The sequence below is a fragment of the Chitinophaga caseinilytica genome (assembly GCF_038396765.1).
GTDB classification, from domain to species: domain Bacteria; phylum Bacteroidota; class Bacteroidia; order Chitinophagales; family Chitinophagaceae; genus Chitinophaga; species Chitinophaga caseinilytica.
Genome location: NZ_CP150096.1, coordinates 422,350 through 438,631, shown reverse-complemented (window position 1 = coordinate 438,631; position 16,282 = coordinate 422,350). Strand labels below are relative to the sequence as shown.

Sequence of the window (16,282 nt, the reverse complement as noted above, 5' to 3'; positions counted from 1 at the left end):
ATGAAACTTTTTGCTCGGCCGCAGATGTACAAACTCCCCAGGCTATGGTTCACCCTCTTCGCGGCAGCGCTGCCCGCCACGCTGGCACTGGGGCAAACCGTTCCGAAATACCGGATAGATCCGGATCAGGCTTATGGTGGCATGGTATCCGAATACTTCAGTGAAGTGGAATACATCCCGCTGGAAACAACGAAGGAAAGTATTTTCGGAGATGTGCATCAATTGCTGCCTACCGACAGTGGTTTCGTTATCGGCGACCGCGATACCCGGTCTATCCTCGTTTTTTCCACCAAAGGAAAGTTTATCAGGAAACTGAATGAATACGGCAACCTTCATCACGATAAAGTGAACAACCTGGTGATAGTGATGAAATTTGCAAGCAACATGCGGTCCGTTATTTTTATGTACTATACGTTGTCGGGCGTGCCGTTGCCGGAGAGAAAACAGGAATTTCAGCTGGAAAGGAATGCCACCGGGCTCAAATTGCTCACGCCGCTGTCTGCCGACTTTTTTCTGCAGAGCGTTGGCTGTACGGCATCCGATCCCGGAAACGGGCCCTGTCATTTCCTGAGCGTTTATCGTAAAGACGCGCTGTACAAACAATTGTTGCCCGTTCGGGAGGATATCAGTCTGGCTACTGCCCGGATCCACGGCTACATTCCCATGCCCAAAGTAATTGAGAACGGCACCGCGCTTGTATCTACGCCGCTAGACTTCGGGCTTTACCGGGTGTCGGCCGACAGTGCTGTGAAAATTGCGCAGATCGTTTTCCCGGGAAGCAGAATGCTCTCCGCCGATATCCTCAGAACAAAAGATCCGAGGGTGCTCGATAGCATCCGCAAATCGATCGACTCTCGCCAGGAACTGATCCTGAATGTAGAGAACCTGTTTTTCCTGGGAAACAAGTTGTTTTTCAAGCTGGTGGTGCCGGTGTATGCCATTGCCTCGCAGTCTGCAATGAACAAATATCAATACAATTTTGTGTACGATACGGCGTCCGGCAAACTGTCTACCCTCGACAGGGTTACGCCCGACGAAGCATCATGGTACCTGCCGCTGTTCAGCGAAGGGGCGAAAAGCGGCGGAGCGGCCATATTCCAGAAACAGCTGTACAGCCACATTTCTTCCCTCCAGCTGTTTCAATCGCTGGACGCGGCAAAAGCCCGACAGGCAAAGTTCCCGCCGGTGCTGGAAAACTATTTCAAGAAAAGCGACCGCACCAGCAACCCGGTCATCGTCAGGATGAAGTTGAAAGAATAGCGGGACAGATGAAATTTCCCCACAATTATGCTCATGAGAAAAAAAGAAGCCTGTACGTTGTTGTACAGGCTTTTTCCTTTCCGGATGAACAGTGCTGGCTGTGTTGATGGGATGCTTGTGGGCCGCGGGGTTTATTTCCCTAATTGTTCCGATAATATTTTGTGCAGCAGCTGAAAGTCCGGATCCCGGGTGATCGTGTTGTTGTAGATCGTGTGGCCGTTTTTGTCGATCAGGTAAAGTTGTGGTATGGGATAATAGGACATCTCGTTGTACAGCTTAACATCTCCAAACACCTGCGTCCAGTTCATCGCATGTTTTTCGATGGCTTTGCGGCAAGCCAGCGAATCTTTGTCGACGCTGAAGGAAATGAGTTTGAAAGGTGATCCGTTGTACTTTTCGTTGATCTTTTTCAGTTCGGGCATTTCCTCGATACACGGTTTGCACCAGGATGCCCAGAATTGTACCAGCACAAGGTTGCCGCGGAGCGCGGAGGAAACGACGGGCTGGCCGTTGAGGTCTTTTGAATTAAAATCCGGAAAAAGTTGATGGGTGGAAATATTGATTTTCGTCTGGATTTGATTGGCGAGGTAAATACCGGATTTCGTGTTTTTGAAAGATGCGGGAATTTTGTTGTCGTAGAATTCCTTGATTTCAGCGTTGCTCAGCAGTCTCGATTTGTAGATGCGTGTGAGGAACGTCCAATACGAGACGTAGAGCTGTGGGTGCTGCCGGATAAAAGCAATTTCCGCTAGACCCGCGGAATCTCCCAGCGCAAAAGCCCGGTTTACCAGCGAAGTGTCTGCCCCGAGCCGGTGTTTGTTTTTGTGGTAGAAGGAAATAAAGATATCGAAACTGGGTTTGACGAAAGCATCCATCGCGGCACCTCCTAACGCCTCGTACATCACAATATTCTCCGAACGTTTTTCATCGACGGAAAAATATTTTCCGGGATCCGGTTCGGATGTCAACACTACGGTAGCCCGGCCTTTCGGGAAAAATATCCGCTTGAAAATGTTGGAGGTGTCACTGTTTTTATAATCTATCTGAATAAAACCGTACGGACTGAACAATTCCCCTTTCCAGGTCAATTGTCCGGGTATTTTTAATTTGTGTTCGTTAATGCCGTCGTGCAGGGTGATGGTGAATTTATCGGTGCTTAACGGGCTGGTGAAGCGGATGTCTACATAAGCAGAATCATTTGCGGAAGCCGAGAAGCCAATCAATAGCAAAATCAATGAAAGGGTGAAGCGATGGGGATGCATTGGGATAGAATTTTACCGAAAGTATCCATCCAAATCCTAATGAAATGCTAATTGACCCTTAACGAAATGCTAAAAAAGAAAGCCGCCGGCAAGAACGGATACCGGCTTTCCTATAATAATTCAGTGTGTCCAAAAATAGGTAGTTGCGGGCTGATCTGGATATCCTGTTTTTGGCTAACTTTGAAAAAAAGCCATGAAGCATCTCAGTATCCTCGTGCCGGACGATCGCTCAGGGCCCAACACGGTAGCGTGCATTGCAGGAACGTATCATGCTTTTACGGAGGCGAATAAATACTACGGTACGCTCGGGAGGAAACCGGTGTTCAAAATGGAGCTGGTGGGGCTGTCGAAACGCTCGGAGCTCGTGAATGGCATGCTGATGATCCAGCCGCAGGCGAGTATTTCGACCATCCGGAAAACGGACCTGATTATTATTCCAGCGTTGGGCGGGGAATTTCTGGAGAAGAATTTCGTGGACGAAAAGGTGTCGGCATGGCTGCGCGGGCAATACAAGAAAGGCGCTGAAATCGCCTGCATGTGTACCGGTGCATATATGCTGGCGGCTACCGACCTGCTGAACGGTAAAAGCTGTTCCGTACACTGGAAATCGGCGGAAAGCTTTCACCAGCTATTCCCGGAAGTGCAGCTCAAGATTGAAAAACTGATAACGGACGAAGAAGGGATTTATACCAATGGCGGCGGCTATTCATTTTTAAACCTGCTTATTTACCTCATCGGGAAGTACTACGACCGGCAAACGGCGGTTTATTGCTCAAAGGTGCTGCAAGTAGAGATCGACCGGCAGACGCAGTCCGATTTTGCGATTTTTTCCGGGCAGAAAAAACATGGGGATGATATGATCCGCAAGGCACAGGAGTATATGGAACATAACTATGACAGGAAAATTTCGGTGGATGAATTGTCGAAAGAGCTGGCGTTTGGCAGGAGGACCTTCGACCGGCGGTTCATCAAAGCCACCGGCAACACGCCTGCCGAATACCTGCAGCGCCTGAAAATAGAATCCGCGAAGAAAGCGCTGGAATCCACCCCCAAAACCGTAAACGAAATCATGTACGAAGTTGGCTATTCGGATGCAAAAGCTTTCCGCGAGGTGTTCCGGAAAATTACCGGCATCTCGCCGCTGGCGTACAAAAACAAATACAACCGGGAAGCGGCGGAATTACTGTTCATGAATGATGCGAACTGAATTATTTCGTGGGATGGCATTTGATGAAATGGCGCTCCCCGATCCCGAAAAGGCTTGGCTAACGAAGGGGAGCCCCAGGTTAAGGCCACGCAAAACCATCAGTACCGCAACACCTGCGATAAATAACGGCGCCGCCTTTCTAAAGCGGTTTTTCCAGGACAGGCTGAGATGATGGCCGCAGAGCATCAGCAGTGCCATCAGCGGGAGGGTGCCGAATCCGAACGCGATCATCAACAACCCGGAGTGAAACGCGCTCCCGGTGGTAAGTGCCGCAGCAATGGCTATGTACACTGTTCCGCAGGGCAGCGCGCCATTCAGCAGCCCGATCACGAAGAACGTTCCTGCGCTGTTCCTCCGCACGAGGAAATATCGTAACCATTTCCTTACCCCGTTTCTCAAATATCCGGTCCATCGTCTACCAGGCAGGAATTTTTTCAACAGCAACAGCGCCAATATAAGTGCTCCCATCGCTACGGACGCTATTTGCTGATAACCGGCAAAAGCCATCCGGTGGCTGGCCCAGCCAAGCGCAAGGCCCATTGTAAAATAGGTGGCGATGCGCCCGAGATTATACAAAAGCACGGCAAGTACCCTTGCAATCTCCGTTCTTCCGCTTACGGGCAGCGATAAGGCCAGTGGCCCGCACATGCCGACGCAGTGCAGGCTTCCGGCCATACCGATGCCCAACCCGGCAAAGATCGCTTCGAACATTTTTTATGATTTAGTGACAGCAGCTTTTCCCGGAGCCGTTTTGTTCGTTGTTGTATTGGTCGTGATGTTTCAGCCAAAAGCTGTTTTCATTCCGGCCAAGGGGTGCCCTGTCCAGCCACTGGTACATGTTCCACAAAATATCCACACCGCGCTCGAAGGCGGAGTAGGTGTGAAAGATGCGGTCGCCCTCACGGATGAACGCGCTCATCCCCGGCCGCTCTTTAACGTAGGTAAAAAGATCGGTGCCCGACAGCATGGCTACATCGCTGGAGCCGTCTGATTTGTACCGGGCATGGATGATGGGATCTTCTTTTTTGTAATTATGATAGGCACCGGCTTCCATTTGCTCGGCGGTGTAGGATACGCCGAAGTCGTAATTGAAATCGCTTTCGAAAGACGATGCCCATGGAAAACTCCATCCCATGCGCGATTTGAACGCCTGCAGCTTTGTGAGCGGCGCCCTGGAAATGGCCCACAGCATCACATCGTGGCTTTTCAGGTGTTCGGTGATGCCGTTGAAGCTGTCGGCGATGGATGAACAGCTGGCGCATCCGGCCGCGTAATCCGGCCCAAACATAAAGTGATACACCAGCAGCTGGGAACGGCTGTCGAACAGCGCTTCCAGCGACAGTTTCCCGTTGTCGGTATCGAACACATAATTTTTGTGGATCTCCACGCAGGGTAGCTGCTGGCGCATCCTGGCCACTTCGTCGCTGCGATGAGTGAGCTCTTTTTCCGCTTTCAGCAATGCGATGCGGGAGGCAGTCCATTCTTCGGGGCTTACTACTGCCCGGTTTCCTACAGTTGTTGTTACGTTTTTCATGTATAGAAGTGTTTTTAGCGGTAACGAATGCGGGATAAAAAGGAGGATCGTTGCAGGATGCCGTGGTGGTGAGGTGCATGTTCGCATCCTGTATCAAAATTACAGGAATGGGCGGCAATCGGGGAAGGGAGGAAAAGACTTTGTCGGGGGGCGAATTGGACATAAAAAAAGCCAGGCTTAATACCTGGCTCCCGACAAATTTCGTGCGGATGATAGGACTCGAACCTACATGCCTCGCGGCACCAGATCCTAAGTCTGGCGTGTCGAAATCAAATTTCTGCCGCATCACCTCATAAAAAAAGCCAGGCTTAATACCTGGCTCCCGACAAATTTCGTGCGGATGATAGGACTCGAACCTACATGCCTCGCGGCACCAGATCCTAAGTCTGGCGTGTCTACCAATTTCACCACATCCGCTTTTTCAAGGCATGCAAAGGTATTCTTTTTTAGGAATTATAAAAATTATGGATACTGAAGGCTATAATTGTATTGATAATCAACTTATTGCGACGAATAAAAATCTAGAAAAACGCGCGGCTGACGCAATGGCAGGATATCACCTTATGGCGTCCTTTTTGTATTTTTGATCTCAGCATGGATACAGTGACCGTACAAAAATACAACCTCGACGAAGAGCAGGAGAAAAAGGAGATCGTCCGCCATTATCGCGCCCTTTTACGCGCCCTGAAGCCCCGCCTCAAAAAAGGCGACCGGGAGCTCGTGCGCACCGCTTTCGAAATGGCGGCAGACGCCCATAAAGATATGCGCCGCAAATCCGGTGAGCCCTACATCCTTCACCCCCTCGCGGTTTCCCAGATCACCGTCGAGGAAATAGGCCTCGGCGTTCGCTCCGCCATCTGCGCGCTTTTGCACGACACCGTGGAAGACACCGAGGTGACCCTCGAAGACGTGGAACGCGAATTCGGCAGCGAAATCGCCCATATCGTGGACGGGCTCACCAAAATATCCACCGTCATCGATTCCAACACCAGCACCATGCAGGCGGAGAATTTCAAGAAAATCCTCCTCACCCTCGCAGATGACCCCCGCGTCATCCTCATCAAGCTGGCAGACCGCCTCCACAATATGCGCACCCTCGATTCCATGAGCCGCGAAAAACAGCTCAAAATCGCCTCGGAAACGGTCTTCATCTACGCACCCCTGGCCCACCGCCTCGGCCTGTACAATATCAAGTCCGAGCTCGAAGACCTCGCCATGAAGTACACCGAGCAGGACCATTACCGCGAAATCGCCAAGCGCCTCAAGGAAACAAAGCGCGAACGAACCCGGTATATCAACGAATTCATCAAGCCGATCAAGGAAGTGCTCCAGGAAGAAGGCTTCAACTTCGAAATATACGGCCGCCCAAAATCCATCCACTCCATTTGGAACAAGATCAAAACCAAAGGCGTCCAGTTCGAAGAAGTATACGACCTCTTCGCCATCCGCATCATCCTCGACTCCGCCGTGGAAAAGGAAAAAGCCGACTGCTGGAAAGTCTACTCCATCATCACCGACTTCTACCACCCCAGCCCCGAACGCACGCGCGACTGGCTTTCCAACCCGAAAGGAAACGGCTACGAAGCCCTGCACGTAACGGTAATGGGCCCCAACGGGAAGTGGGTGGAAGTGCAGATACGCTCCAAGCGCATGAACGACTATGCCGAAAAAGGCCTGGCCGCCCACTGGCGCTACAAGGAAGGCAATTCCAACGTCCAGGAATCGAAATTCGAACAGTGGTTCAGCCAGATCCGGGAAATCCTCAACAGCCCTGACACCAATACGCTCGACTTCCTCGCCGATTTCAAATCCAACCTCTTCACCGAGGAAATCTACGTTTACACACCGAAAGGCGACCTCAAAATACTGCCCGTAGGCTCCACCGCCCTCGATTTCGCGTATTCCATCCACTCCGCCGTGGGCAACAAGTGCATCGGGGCCAAGGTGAACTACAAACTGGTACCCCTCAGCCATAAGCTCCGCAGCGGCGACCAGGTGGAAATCATCACGTCCAACAAGCAAAAGCCCTCGGAAGACTGGCTCAATATCGTGCTCACGGCCAAAGCCAAAAGCAAGATCAAGGACGCGCTGAAGGAAGAAAAACGGAAAGTGGCCATGGATGGGAAAGACATCCTCCACCGCAAGCTCGACCATATGAAAGTGAGCGCCAGTCAATACAATATCAACGAACTGGTGCAATTCTATAAACAGCCGTCGCCCCTGGACCTCTACTACCAGGTGGCCGTCAAAAACATCGACCTGCGGGAACTGAAGCAGTTCAATGTGCTGGGCGACAAGCTGGAGCCGCCCAAGCCCGTGAAGCCCGCCGAGCCCGCGCCGGCCGAGGAGCATCACAAATCGAAGGAATCGTCCAAAAAAGACGCGGAACTGATCATTTTCGGGGAAAGCTCCGACAAGATCGCCTATAAACTGGCCAATTGCTGCCGCCCCATCCCGGGCGACGATGTTTTCGGCTTCGTGACGGCGAGCGAAGGGCTGAAGATCCACCGGACGAATTGCCCGAACGCCGCCCAGCTGCTGGCCAATTACGGTCACCGGGTGGTAAAGACGAAATGGGTGAAAAACCGGGAAATCTCGTTCCTGACGGGCCTCAAGATCGTGGGGATGGACGATGTGGGCGTGATCCACAAGATCACCAATATTATCTCCGGCGAGCTGAAGATCAATATCGCGGGGCTGACGATCGAGTCGAAGGAAGGGCTGTTCGAAGGCCTGATCAAGGTTTTCGTACATGATAAGGACGAACTGGAGGAGCTGGTGAACCGCCTCAAGGGGCTGGATGGTATCCAGAGCATTCAAAGGCTGGAAGATTAGAATATTTTTATTTCCTCCCGATTTTCACACAATCGCCTTATTTTTGCCACTTCTTTAAACAATAATTAACTTTTCAACAATGGTAGATGTTCTGCTGGGGCTGCAATGGGGCGATGAAGGCAAAGGCAAGATCGTAGATTACTTTGCCGGTAAATATGATATCATCGCACGCTTCCAGGGCGGCCCGAACGCGGGCCATACGCTGTATGTCAATGGCCAGAAAGTGGTGTTGCATACCATCCCCTCCGGCGTATTTCACGGCAATACCCTGAACCTGATCGGTAACGGGGTGGTGCTCGACCCGGTGACTTTCCGTAAAGAATGCCAGAAAGTGGCGGAAATGGGCATTGATCTGTCCCAAAACCTGTTCATTGCGGAAAAAACGCATATCATCGTGCCTACCCACCGCGCGCTCGACAAAGCTTCCGAGCTGTCGAAAGGCCAGGAAAAGATCGGTTCTACCCTGAAAGGGATCGGGCCGGCTTATATGGACAAAACAGGCCGCAACGGCCTCCGCGTGGGCGATGTGCTGCGGAGCGACTTCCGCCAGCAGTACGAAAAGCTGAAAGCCAAGCATCTGCAATTGCTCGCCAATTATAATTTCGATGAAGATATCGCCGAATGGGAGAACGAATTCTGGGAAGCGGTGGAATTCCTCTCGAAAATGAACATCGTGAACGGGGAATACTGGCTGAACGGCAACCTGAAAGCCGGGAAGAAAGTGCTCGCCGAAGGCGCCCAGGGCAGCATGCTCGATGTGGACTTCGGTACCTACCCCTTCGTGACTTCCTCCAATACCATCTCCGCCGGCGTATGCACCGGCCTCGGCATCGCCCCGAAATGGGTAGCTGAGGTGATCGGGGTCACCAAAGCCTATTGCACCCGCGTGGGCAGCGGCCCGTTCCCCACCGAGCTGGAAGACGAAACCGGCGAACGCCTCCGCCAGGCCGGCCACGAATTCGGCGCCACCACCGGCCGCCCCCGCCGTTGCGGCTGGATCGACCTGGTTGCACTCGATTATACCTGCATGCTCAGCGGCGTTACCCAGCTGGTAATGACCAAAAGCGACGTGCTCGACGAGTTCGACACCGTGAGCGCCTGCACCGCGTATTCCATTGACGGTCAGACCACCCGCGAAATGCCGTTCAACATCTGTGGCGCTCCCATCCAGCCCGTCCTGGAAAACTTCCCCGGCTGGTCGGAACCTACTGCTAAAAGCGAACGATACGACGCTTTACCTTTGGAAATGAAAAAATTCTTATCTTTTGTGGAAGACTACCTGAAAGTGCCTGTGAAGTACGTTTCCAATGGGCCGGGTAGGGATCAGATACTCGAAAAGTAAAGACAAAAAATTACAAAAAAAACAGTCAAAAAAAATTTGGCGAATAAAAAAAACTGTTAAAACTTTACCCTTAGAATCTAATTGTAACGTACCATTATGAAATCAAAATCTGATAAAGAGAAAGAGACTAAAAAGACTACTTCGCCTAAGACTGACAAAGCCTCTGAAAAGAAAGCGAGCGCCAAGCCGAAGAAAGAAGTAGACGAGGATGAAGATGAGGATGATGAGGAATCTCCCCGTAAGTCTGCTGCATCTAAAAAATCAGATAAGCTTGCGGCAAAATCGAAGAAGGAAGACGATGACGATGATGACGACGACGACGATGACGACGATGCTCCCAAAAAAGGGCGCAAACCCGCCAAAGCCGCCACCCGTAAGAAAGATGACGACGATGAGGATGATGATTCGGATGACGATGACGCCGACGACGACGATGACGCATGGGAAAAAGGTGAAGACGAAGACTACGATCCCGACTTCGAAGAATTCGATATGCCGAAGCCGAAAAACAAACGCGGCCGCCCGTCCAAGAAAAGCGCCGATGATGACGACGACCTCGGCATCGACGATGAATTCAAGGACATGGACCTGTTCAACGATCGCTTCGACGACGACGATGATGATTTCTAATTGACAAACGTGCTATCATACAGTTTTCCTGTTAAAGATATAAGCGCAATTAAACAGCAAATGTTGAGCTGGGGCAACCGGTTCAACATTTGTTGTTTTTTGGACAACAACAATTACCGCCTGGCCGGCTCCCGCGCAGAAGCCATCCTGGCCGCAGATGCCGTGGAAACACTGGAATCCCCCGCCGGCAGCGCGTTCGAAAAGCTGCGCCGCTTCCACGACGAAAAGCCCGGCTGGCTCTTCGGCCACTTCGCCTACGACCTTAAAAACGAGACCGAAAAGCTCGAAAGCCACAACCCTGACGGCATCGGTTTCCCCGACCTTTCGTTCTTCCGGCCCCGCTACGTGCTCCGCCTCACCGTAGATTTCCTCGAAATTGCCGGGGAAAACCTCTCCGAAGCCGACGCCCGCGCCATCCATGCCGATCTCCGCAGCCAACCGCGCATCGTTCCCGCACCGCCCGTTCCCATCATTTCCCAGGCCCGCCTCCAGCGCGCCGATTACCTCGAGGCCGTCCGCGCCCTCCAGGACCATATCCTCAAAGGCGATTGCTACGAAGTCAATTTCTGCCGGGAACAATACGCCCACGCCAAAATCCAGGACCCGGCGGCCATTTTCCTCCGCCTCAACGGCCTCAGTCCAGCCCCCTTCGCCGCCTATTACCGCCGCGGCCTCCGCTACCTGGCCTGCTCCAGCCCGGAACGCTTCCTCCGCAAGGAAGGCGACCAGCTCACCTCGCAGCCCATCAAAGGCACCGTGCGCCGCGCCGCCAGCCCGGAAGAAGACGAAGCCCTCATCCAACAACTCCGCAACAGCCCCAAAGAACAGTCGGAAAACGTGATGGTGGTAGACCTCGTCCGCAACGACCTTTCCCGCACGGCCGTCCGCGGCAGCGTACAGGTGTCTGAGCTTTTCGGGATCTACAGCTTCCCGCAGGTCCACCACATGATCTCCACCGTAACCGCCACCCTCGACCCCGCGTTCCATTTCACCGACGCCATCCGCAACGCCTTTCCCATGGGCTCCATGACCGGCGCGCCGAAAGTGAAGGTGATGCAGCTCATCGAGCAATACGAGCAAACACGGCGGGGCCTGTTTTCAGGAGCCGTCGGCTACATTACGCCCGAGGGCGATTTCGATTTTAATGTGGTGATACGCAGCATTCTGTACAATGCCGAAAAACATTACATCTCCTTCCAGACAGGTTCTGCCATTACATTTTACAGCAACCCGGAAAAAGAGTGGGAGGAATGCCTCCTGAAAGCCCGTGCCCTGCGCACGGCCCTGGGAATTTAATCGCCGGAGGTAACCAGTTGCGCCAGCGCGTCGGGGATGCGGGGGTAGGAAAACTGGAAGCCGGTAGACTGGATTTTCGCCGAAGAAGCTTTCACGCTTTTGAGGACCTCCACGCTCATTTCGCCCATCGCCAGTTTCAGCGCGAATGCGGGCACGTGCACCGTTACGAAGCTCTTGCCCTTTACCGCCCGTGCCAGCTGGGTAACCAGCTCCTGGTTGGTGATAGGGAAGGGGGAAACGGCGTTGTAGATGCCCGTCAGCTGATCGTTGGACAGGGCGTTGTGGTATAGGCGGACGAGATCCTGCAGATGGATCCAGGAAATGAACTGCTGGCCGCTGCCCATGACCGTGGCGAAACCGAGGCGCACGGGCTTGATAAATTCCTTCAGCGCGCCGCCGTGGTTGGACAAAACGATGCCCGTGCGGAGGATGATGACCTTTTTGCCGAGGGTCGACATTTGCTGCACGGCGTTTTCCCAGGCCACGCAGGTTTTGCCGAGGTAATCGGTGGCGGGAGGATCGGTTTCGAGGAAGTTATTGCCCTGGAATTCGCCGTAGTACCCCGTGGCGGAGGCGCTCACGAAAGTCCTGACTTTGTTGGGAATACGCGATAGCTGGTCGAACAAAAGCTGCGCGCTCTGCACGCGGCTGTCGAGGATCTCCTGCTTGCGGGATTCGGTCCACCGCTTGTCGGCCACGTTGGCCCCGGCGAGATGGACGATCTGGTCGGCTTCCTGCAGGGCGGCCGCATCCAGCGTTTGGCGGGATGGGTCCCACAGCGCGAAACGGAGGTTCGGGTGAGGGGAAGGGCGCATCTTCCGCGTATAGACGATCACGCGATACCCCCGCTCAAGGAGAAAATCCGTTAACGCCCTGCCTACCAGGCCGGAGCCGCCTGTTATCAAAACCGTGTCCATCATTGTAAATGCCAGTTGATCCTCCGTAAATTTACGCAATAAATCCCGGTGCTTCCCAGCACTTGGCAATAAGATATTTTTCATGTAGGTTTGAAGCGGATCTATGCTAAAACCGCTGCGTCAGGCGTTTATCCTGTAGATTACCTTAAACTCATGCCCATGCGCTTCCGTCATATCCTTCCATTTCTTGCGCTGATGCTCTGCGCTTCCCTTGCCATGGCCCAGAAAGTCACCTATTCCGAACCGGAAAGGGACGATTACAAAACCACCGAATTCGAGATCGTAGGCAGGGTTTCCGGAAACATCCTTGTATATAAGGCAGACCGCGGAGAATACCATATCTCCGTGTACGACAACGGCATGCAGCTGCTCGACCGCGTGAAGCTCGACTTCCTTCCCAAGAAACTCATCAGCGTCGACTTCGTGTCTTACCCCGATTTTTCGTACATGATCTACCAGTTCCAGCGGAAAGACGCCGTGTACAGCTTCGTGGGCCGCGTCAACGGGAAAGGGCAGTTCATGGAAGCGCCGGTGATGGTAGACTCCACCCGCATCGGCTTCTACTCCAAGGAAAACAAGATCTATTCCGTGGAAACGTCTGAAGACAAAGGGCGTATCCTCATTTATAAAATCAACCAGGACAAGGAAGACAATAACGTTTTCTATACTTTCCTGTACGACAGCGCCTTCAACCTCGTCAACAACAGCCGGGTGAGCCTCCCCATGGAAGGCAAGAAGCAGTTCCTCAACAACTTCAATCTCAATAACGAAGGCGATCTCTTCTTCACCAAGCTGGAGCGGGGCGCGGGCCGGGATTATATCGTGAACGGGAGCGTGATCGTGAAACGCGCCACCACAGACGCTTTTGAGACGTACCCGTTCGAGAAGAAGGAATTGTTGCTGGACGAAGTGAAAATGAAGCTGGACAATAAAGACAGGCAGGCCCTCGTGACGGCGTTCTATTACAAACAGAAACGGGGGAACGTAGAAGGGATGTACCTCCTCCGCCTCGACTACGCCAGCAACCAGCGGATTTTCGAGAAAACGACGATCTTTTCCCCCGAGCTCAAGCAGCAGGCGAAGGGCGATGCCTCCACCAACGCGGCTTTCAACGATTATTTCATCCGCAAGATCGTAAACACGGCCAACGGCGGGTTCATGCTGACTGCGGAGTCTTACTACACCTCGTCGCGCAGCCAGCCCTGGAACCGCTGGAACTATATGTACGGCGGCTACGGCGGATATTATCCCTATTATTACTCGCCCTACAGCCCGTCCTATTACAATCCGTATTACTGGAACGATGGGCAGGGCACGCGCTACCATTACGACAATATCGCCATCATGGCGTTCGACGATAAGGGAGACCTCACGTTCAGCAACTTTGTGCACAAAAGCCAGTTCGACGACGGGGCGGACCTTTACCTGAGCTATATGCTCGTGAACGTGGGCAGCGAGCTGCGGTTCCTGTTCAACGAGCTGGAACGCCGGCAGTACGTGCTCACCGAAAATACGATCGGGCCCGACGGCAAGCTGAGCCGCAAGCCCACGCTCCGGAACCTGGACAAAGGGTTTACCTGGATGCCCCGCTATGGCAAACAAATTAGTGGGCGGACGGTGCTCATTCCCTGTATTTACAGGAATTATATTTGCTTTGCAAAAATTGACTTTTAACCCCACCTTTGCATCGTGATTAAGTTTTTCAGATCCGGCAACCCGCTGACGGTCTTGCTGCTGTTCCTGTACATGCTGTTCATCAAGTTTTACTACCTGCTGCACCCGTCGCTTTATCTGGCAGACGGGTCGGAGGGACTGGCTTATAAATGGCTGGTGGGATGGCTGGAAGGATGGGTGGGGCCGAGCCCGATGTTTTTCACGTTCCTGGCGCTGATGCTGCTTTTTGTGCAGTCGCTGCTGCTGACGCGCATCGTGAACAACCACCGGCTTTTCGCGAAGGATACTTACCTGACGGCGATGTGCTATCTCCTGCTGACGTCGCTGTTGCAGAGCTGGAACGTGTTTTCTCCTGCCTTGATCGTCAATACGGTGATGCTGTGGATATTTTCCAGCATAACCGACCTGTATATGCGGAATTCCGCGCGCGACGTGTCTTTCAACATCGGTTTCGCGCTGGGCGTTTGCGGGCTGTTTTACTTCCCTTCGGTGTTGTTCGTGGCTTTGCTGTTCCTGAGCCTGCTGATCATGCGGGCGTTCAGGCTGGCGGAGTGGATCATCGGGCTGTTGGGTATCATTTGTCCGTTTTACCTGCTGGGCACCTGGCTGTTTTTGACGGACCGTTGGGACATGATCCCCGACCTGGTCAATATCCGGGCAAACCTGCCGATCATTACGGATTATAAGGTTTGGGGGGCGCTGATCGGGACGGCACTGTTTTTCGTGACCGGCTGGCTGATGCTGCAGCGCACATTCAAAAAAATGCTCATACAGGGCCGGAAGATCTGGGCTACGGTGGTGATTTACGCGCTGGTGGCAACGTTGCTGCCCCTGTTCAGCGGCCATTTTTCGGCAACGTACTGGGTGCTGGCGGTGATGCCGGTTGCGTTGTTTGCGGCGAACGTGTTCTGGTCGATCACTAACAATACGGTAGCCAATGCAGTACACATATTAGTGCTGTCATATGTTATTGTAATGCAATATTTTAGCCATTGACGGGATGTGGGCGGTTGTTAGTGTAATCATAAATCTGATGAATGGTGATTGTAAATTCCCCAATGGTCAGTAATTTTGTTCTTTCCAGTAGAAATATTCAAACAAATAAATAAATGAAATTCGGAGTTGTTACGTTTCCCGGTTCTAACTGTGACCAAGACATGATCGATGCGCTGCGCAACGATTTGAACCAGGAAGTGATCAGCCTTTGGCACAAAGACAAGGACTTGAGCATGTTCGGCACGGAAGACTGCATTTTGCTGCCGGGCGGTTTTTCTTACGGTGATTACCTGCGTTGCGGGGCCATCGCCAAGTTCAGCCCCATGATGCAGAGCGTGGTGGAGTTTGCCAACAAAGGCGGTCGTGTGATCGGCGTATGCAACGGCTTCCAGATCCTGTGCGAAGCGGGCCTGCTCCCGGGCGCATTGCTGAAAAACGAAAACCAGCAGTTCGTTTGCAAGAACGTATTCATCAAAAGCGAAAACACGCAAGCTTCTTTGACTAAAGAGGTGACGGGTCGCCCGCTGATGATCCCTGTTGCGCATGGCGAGGGTCGTTACTATGCAGACGAAGCCACTCTGGAAGGCCTTTTCGCGAATAACCAGGTGATTTTCCGGTACTGCGACGAGTTTGGCAACATTGTTGATTCTGCTAACCCGAACGGCGCCATCCGAAACATTGCTGGAATTTGCAACAAGGAAAGAAACGTTTTCGGAATGATGCCGCACCCCGAGCGCGCCACCAGCGAAATACTGGGCAACCGCGACGGCCAGCTGATTTTCCAAAGCCTGATAAATAATAACTAGGCCCAAAGCGCCTGGTCTATACCAATCAAAACAACCAACCAATTAAAGAAAGAAGTATGAAAAAGTTGCTCGTAGCCATGATGCTCTTCGCGCTGCCGGTATTGGCCTTTGCGCAGGACATGAACCCCGTGAAGTGGGAATTTACTTCCAAAAAAGTGAACGCCACCACGTATGAAGTGCACGCCAAAGCCACTATCGACCGCGGCTGGCACCTCTACGCACAGGAAGCCGGCGAAGGCCCCGTGCCCACCAGCTTCAAATTCGCGAAGAACCCCCTCGCCACCGCGCAGGGCAAACTGACCGAAGTGGGTAAAATGCACAAAGCATTCGACAAGAACTTCAACTCCGAGCTGAAATACTACGAAAACACCGTGACCTTCGTACAGAAAGTTACCGTAAAAGGTAAAGCTGTCACCAAAGTGAAAGGCTCCGTTGAATTCATGGTATGCGACGATCACCAGTGCCTTCCCCCTACAGAAGTGGAATTCGCCGTGAACGTGGGAGGCAAATAATCCTGTCTCAT

14 protein-coding genes and 1 tRNA gene are annotated in these 16,282 nt (G+C 52.7%); 10 read left to right on the top strand and 5 right to left on the bottom strand.

The window, feature by feature from the left end; genetic code table 11:
* Positions 1 to 1,260 carry a 6-bladed beta-propeller gene (locus WJU22_RS01780; RefSeq protein ID WP_341841584.1) on the top strand — a complete coding sequence of 420 codons (1,260 nt, stop codon included), beginning with the start codon at positions 1 to 3 and terminating at the stop codon, positions 1,258 to 1,260.
* Positions 1,261 to 1,391: 131 nt separating this feature from the next.
* On the opposite strand, the gene WJU22_RS01775 is transcribed toward WJU22_RS01780, so the two are convergent.
* Positions 1,392 to 2,522, bottom strand: coding sequence for a TlpA disulfide reductase family protein (locus WJU22_RS01775; protein WP_341841583.1), 1,131 nt, complete (start codon positions 2,520 to 2,522; stop codon positions 1,392 to 1,394).
* 193 nt (positions 2,523 to 2,715) lie between these two features.
* On the opposite strand from WJU22_RS01775, the gene WJU22_RS01770 reads away from it, so the two are divergent.
* Positions 2,716 to 3,729, top strand: coding sequence for a GlxA family transcriptional regulator (locus WJU22_RS01770; RefSeq protein WP_341841582.1), 1,014 nt, complete (start codon positions 2,716 to 2,718; stop codon positions 3,727 to 3,729).
* Here WJU22_RS01770 and WJU22_RS01765 read toward each other — a convergent pair.
* The 3 genes from WJU22_RS01765 to WJU22_RS01755 all read right to left on the bottom strand — a co-directional run bounded on the left by WJU22_RS01765 (position 3,703) and on the right by WJU22_RS01755 (position 5,680).
* Positions 3,703 to 4,440, bottom strand: a complete 738-nt coding sequence (locus WJU22_RS01765) for a sulfite exporter TauE/SafE family protein (RefSeq protein WP_341841581.1) — start codon at positions 4,438 to 4,440, stop codon at positions 3,703 to 3,705. The genes WJU22_RS01770 and WJU22_RS01765 overlap by 27 nt on opposite strands.
* 10 nt (positions 4,441 to 4,450) lie before the next feature.
* On the bottom strand, positions 4,451 to 5,263 hold the full coding sequence (locus WJU22_RS01760; protein WP_341841580.1) for a DUF899 domain-containing protein: 813 nt from the start codon (positions 5,261 to 5,263) through the stop codon (positions 4,451 to 4,453).
* Between the two features lie 335 nt (positions 5,264 to 5,598).
* A tRNA-Leu gene (locus tag WJU22_RS01755) sits at positions 5,599 to 5,680 on the bottom strand.
* 177 nt (positions 5,681 to 5,857) lie between these two features.
* Here WJU22_RS01755 and WJU22_RS01750 point away from each other — a divergent pair.
* From WJU22_RS01750 to WJU22_RS01735, 4 genes are all read left to right on the top strand, one after another.
* Entirely contained in the window at positions 5,858 to 8,098 is a 2,241-nt protein-coding gene (locus WJU22_RS01750; protein WP_341841579.1) for a RelA/SpoT family protein, read from the top strand.
* Between the two features lie 79 nt (positions 8,099 to 8,177).
* Positions 8,178 to 9,440 (top strand): adenylosuccinate synthase, encoded by a 1,263-nt coding sequence (locus WJU22_RS01745; RefSeq protein WP_341841578.1) that lies wholly within the window; start codon positions 8,178 to 8,180, stop codon positions 9,438 to 9,440.
* Positions 9,441 to 9,536: 96 nt separating this feature from the next.
* Positions 9,537 to 10,070 carry a hypothetical protein gene (locus WJU22_RS01740; protein WP_341841577.1) on the top strand — a complete coding sequence of 178 codons (534 nt, stop codon included), beginning with the start codon at positions 9,537 to 9,539 and terminating at the stop codon, positions 10,068 to 10,070.
* 99 nt (positions 10,071 to 10,169) lie between these two features.
* A complete protein-coding gene (locus tag WJU22_RS01735) occupies positions 10,170 to 11,366 on the top strand; it encodes an anthranilate synthase component I family protein (protein ID WP_341841576.1) in 1,197 nt (398 codons plus the stop codon).
* On the opposite strand, the gene WJU22_RS01730 is transcribed toward WJU22_RS01735, so the two are convergent.
* A complete protein-coding gene (locus WJU22_RS01730; protein ID WP_341841575.1) occupies positions 11,363 to 12,286 on the bottom strand; it encodes a TIGR01777 family oxidoreductase in 924 nt (307 codons plus the stop codon). The two genes, WJU22_RS01735 and WJU22_RS01730, sit on opposite strands and share 4 nt — an antisense overlap.
* A gap of 156 nt (positions 12,287 to 12,442) precedes the next feature.
* Between WJU22_RS01730 and WJU22_RS01725 the strand changes: the two genes are divergently transcribed.
* From WJU22_RS01725 to WJU22_RS01710, 4 genes are all read left to right on the top strand, one after another.
* A complete protein-coding gene (locus WJU22_RS01725) occupies positions 12,443 to 13,957 on the top strand; it encodes a hypothetical protein (protein ID WP_341841574.1) in 1,515 nt (504 codons plus the stop codon).
* Positions 13,958 to 13,972: 15 nt separating this feature from the next.
* Entirely contained in the window at positions 13,973 to 14,953 is a 981-nt protein-coding gene (locus WJU22_RS01720; protein ID WP_341841573.1) for a hypothetical protein, read from the top strand.
* 161 nt (positions 14,954 to 15,114) lie between these two features.
* Positions 15,115 to 15,759, top strand: a complete 645-nt coding sequence (gene purQ, locus WJU22_RS01715; RefSeq protein WP_341841572.1) for a phosphoribosylformylglycinamidine synthase I — start codon at positions 15,115 to 15,117, stop codon at positions 15,757 to 15,759.
* A 56-nt stretch (positions 15,760 to 15,815) separates the two neighbouring features.
* Complete coding sequence (locus WJU22_RS01710) at positions 15,816 to 16,271, top strand: protein-disulfide reductase DsbD domain-containing protein (RefSeq protein WP_126244174.1); 456 nt, start codon at positions 15,816 to 15,818, stop codon at positions 16,269 to 16,271.
* The last annotated feature ends 11 nt before the right edge of the window (positions 16,272 to 16,282 follow it).

Bases quoted from the DNA above. Each gene is read 5' to 3' on its own strand.
- WJU22_RS01710 (WP_126244174.1), top strand. From the start codon at position 15,816: ATGAAAAAGTTGCTCGTAGCCATGATGCTCTTCGCGCTGCCGGTATTG.
- WJU22_RS01780 (WP_341841584.1), top strand. From the start codon at position 1: ATGAAACTTTTTGCTCGGCCGCAGATGTACAAACTCCCCAGGCTATGG.
- WJU22_RS01730 (WP_341841575.1), bottom strand. From the start codon at position 12,286: ATGATGGACACGGTTTTGATAACAGGCGGCTCCGGCCTGGTAGGCAGG.
- WJU22_RS01775 (WP_341841583.1), bottom strand. From the start codon at position 2,522: ATGCATCCCCATCGCTTCACCCTTTCATTGATTTTGCTATTGATTGGC.
- purQ (WP_341841572.1), top strand. From the start codon at position 15,115: ATGATCGATGCGCTGCGCAACGATTTGAACCAGGAAGTGATCAGCCTT.
- WJU22_RS01740 (WP_341841577.1), top strand. From the start codon at position 9,537: ATGAAATCAAAATCTGATAAAGAGAAAGAGACTAAAAAGACTACTTCG.
- WJU22_RS01770 (WP_341841582.1), top strand. From the start codon at position 2,716: ATGAAGCATCTCAGTATCCTCGTGCCGGACGATCGCTCAGGGCCCAAC.
- WJU22_RS01765 (WP_341841581.1), bottom strand. From the start codon at position 4,440: ATGTTCGAAGCGATCTTTGCCGGGTTGGGCATCGGTATGGCCGGAAGC.
- WJU22_RS01725 (WP_341841574.1), top strand. From the start codon at position 12,443: ATGCGCTTCCGTCATATCCTTCCATTTCTTGCGCTGATGCTCTGCGCT.
- WJU22_RS01760 (WP_341841580.1), bottom strand. From the start codon at position 5,263: ATGAAAAACGTAACAACAACTGTAGGAAACCGGGCAGTAGTAAGCCCC.
- WJU22_RS01745 (WP_341841578.1), top strand. From the start codon at position 8,178: ATGGTAGATGTTCTGCTGGGGCTGCAATGGGGCGATGAAGGCAAAGGC.
- WJU22_RS01750 (WP_341841579.1), top strand. From the start codon at position 5,858: ATGGATACAGTGACCGTACAAAAATACAACCTCGACGAAGAGCAGGAG.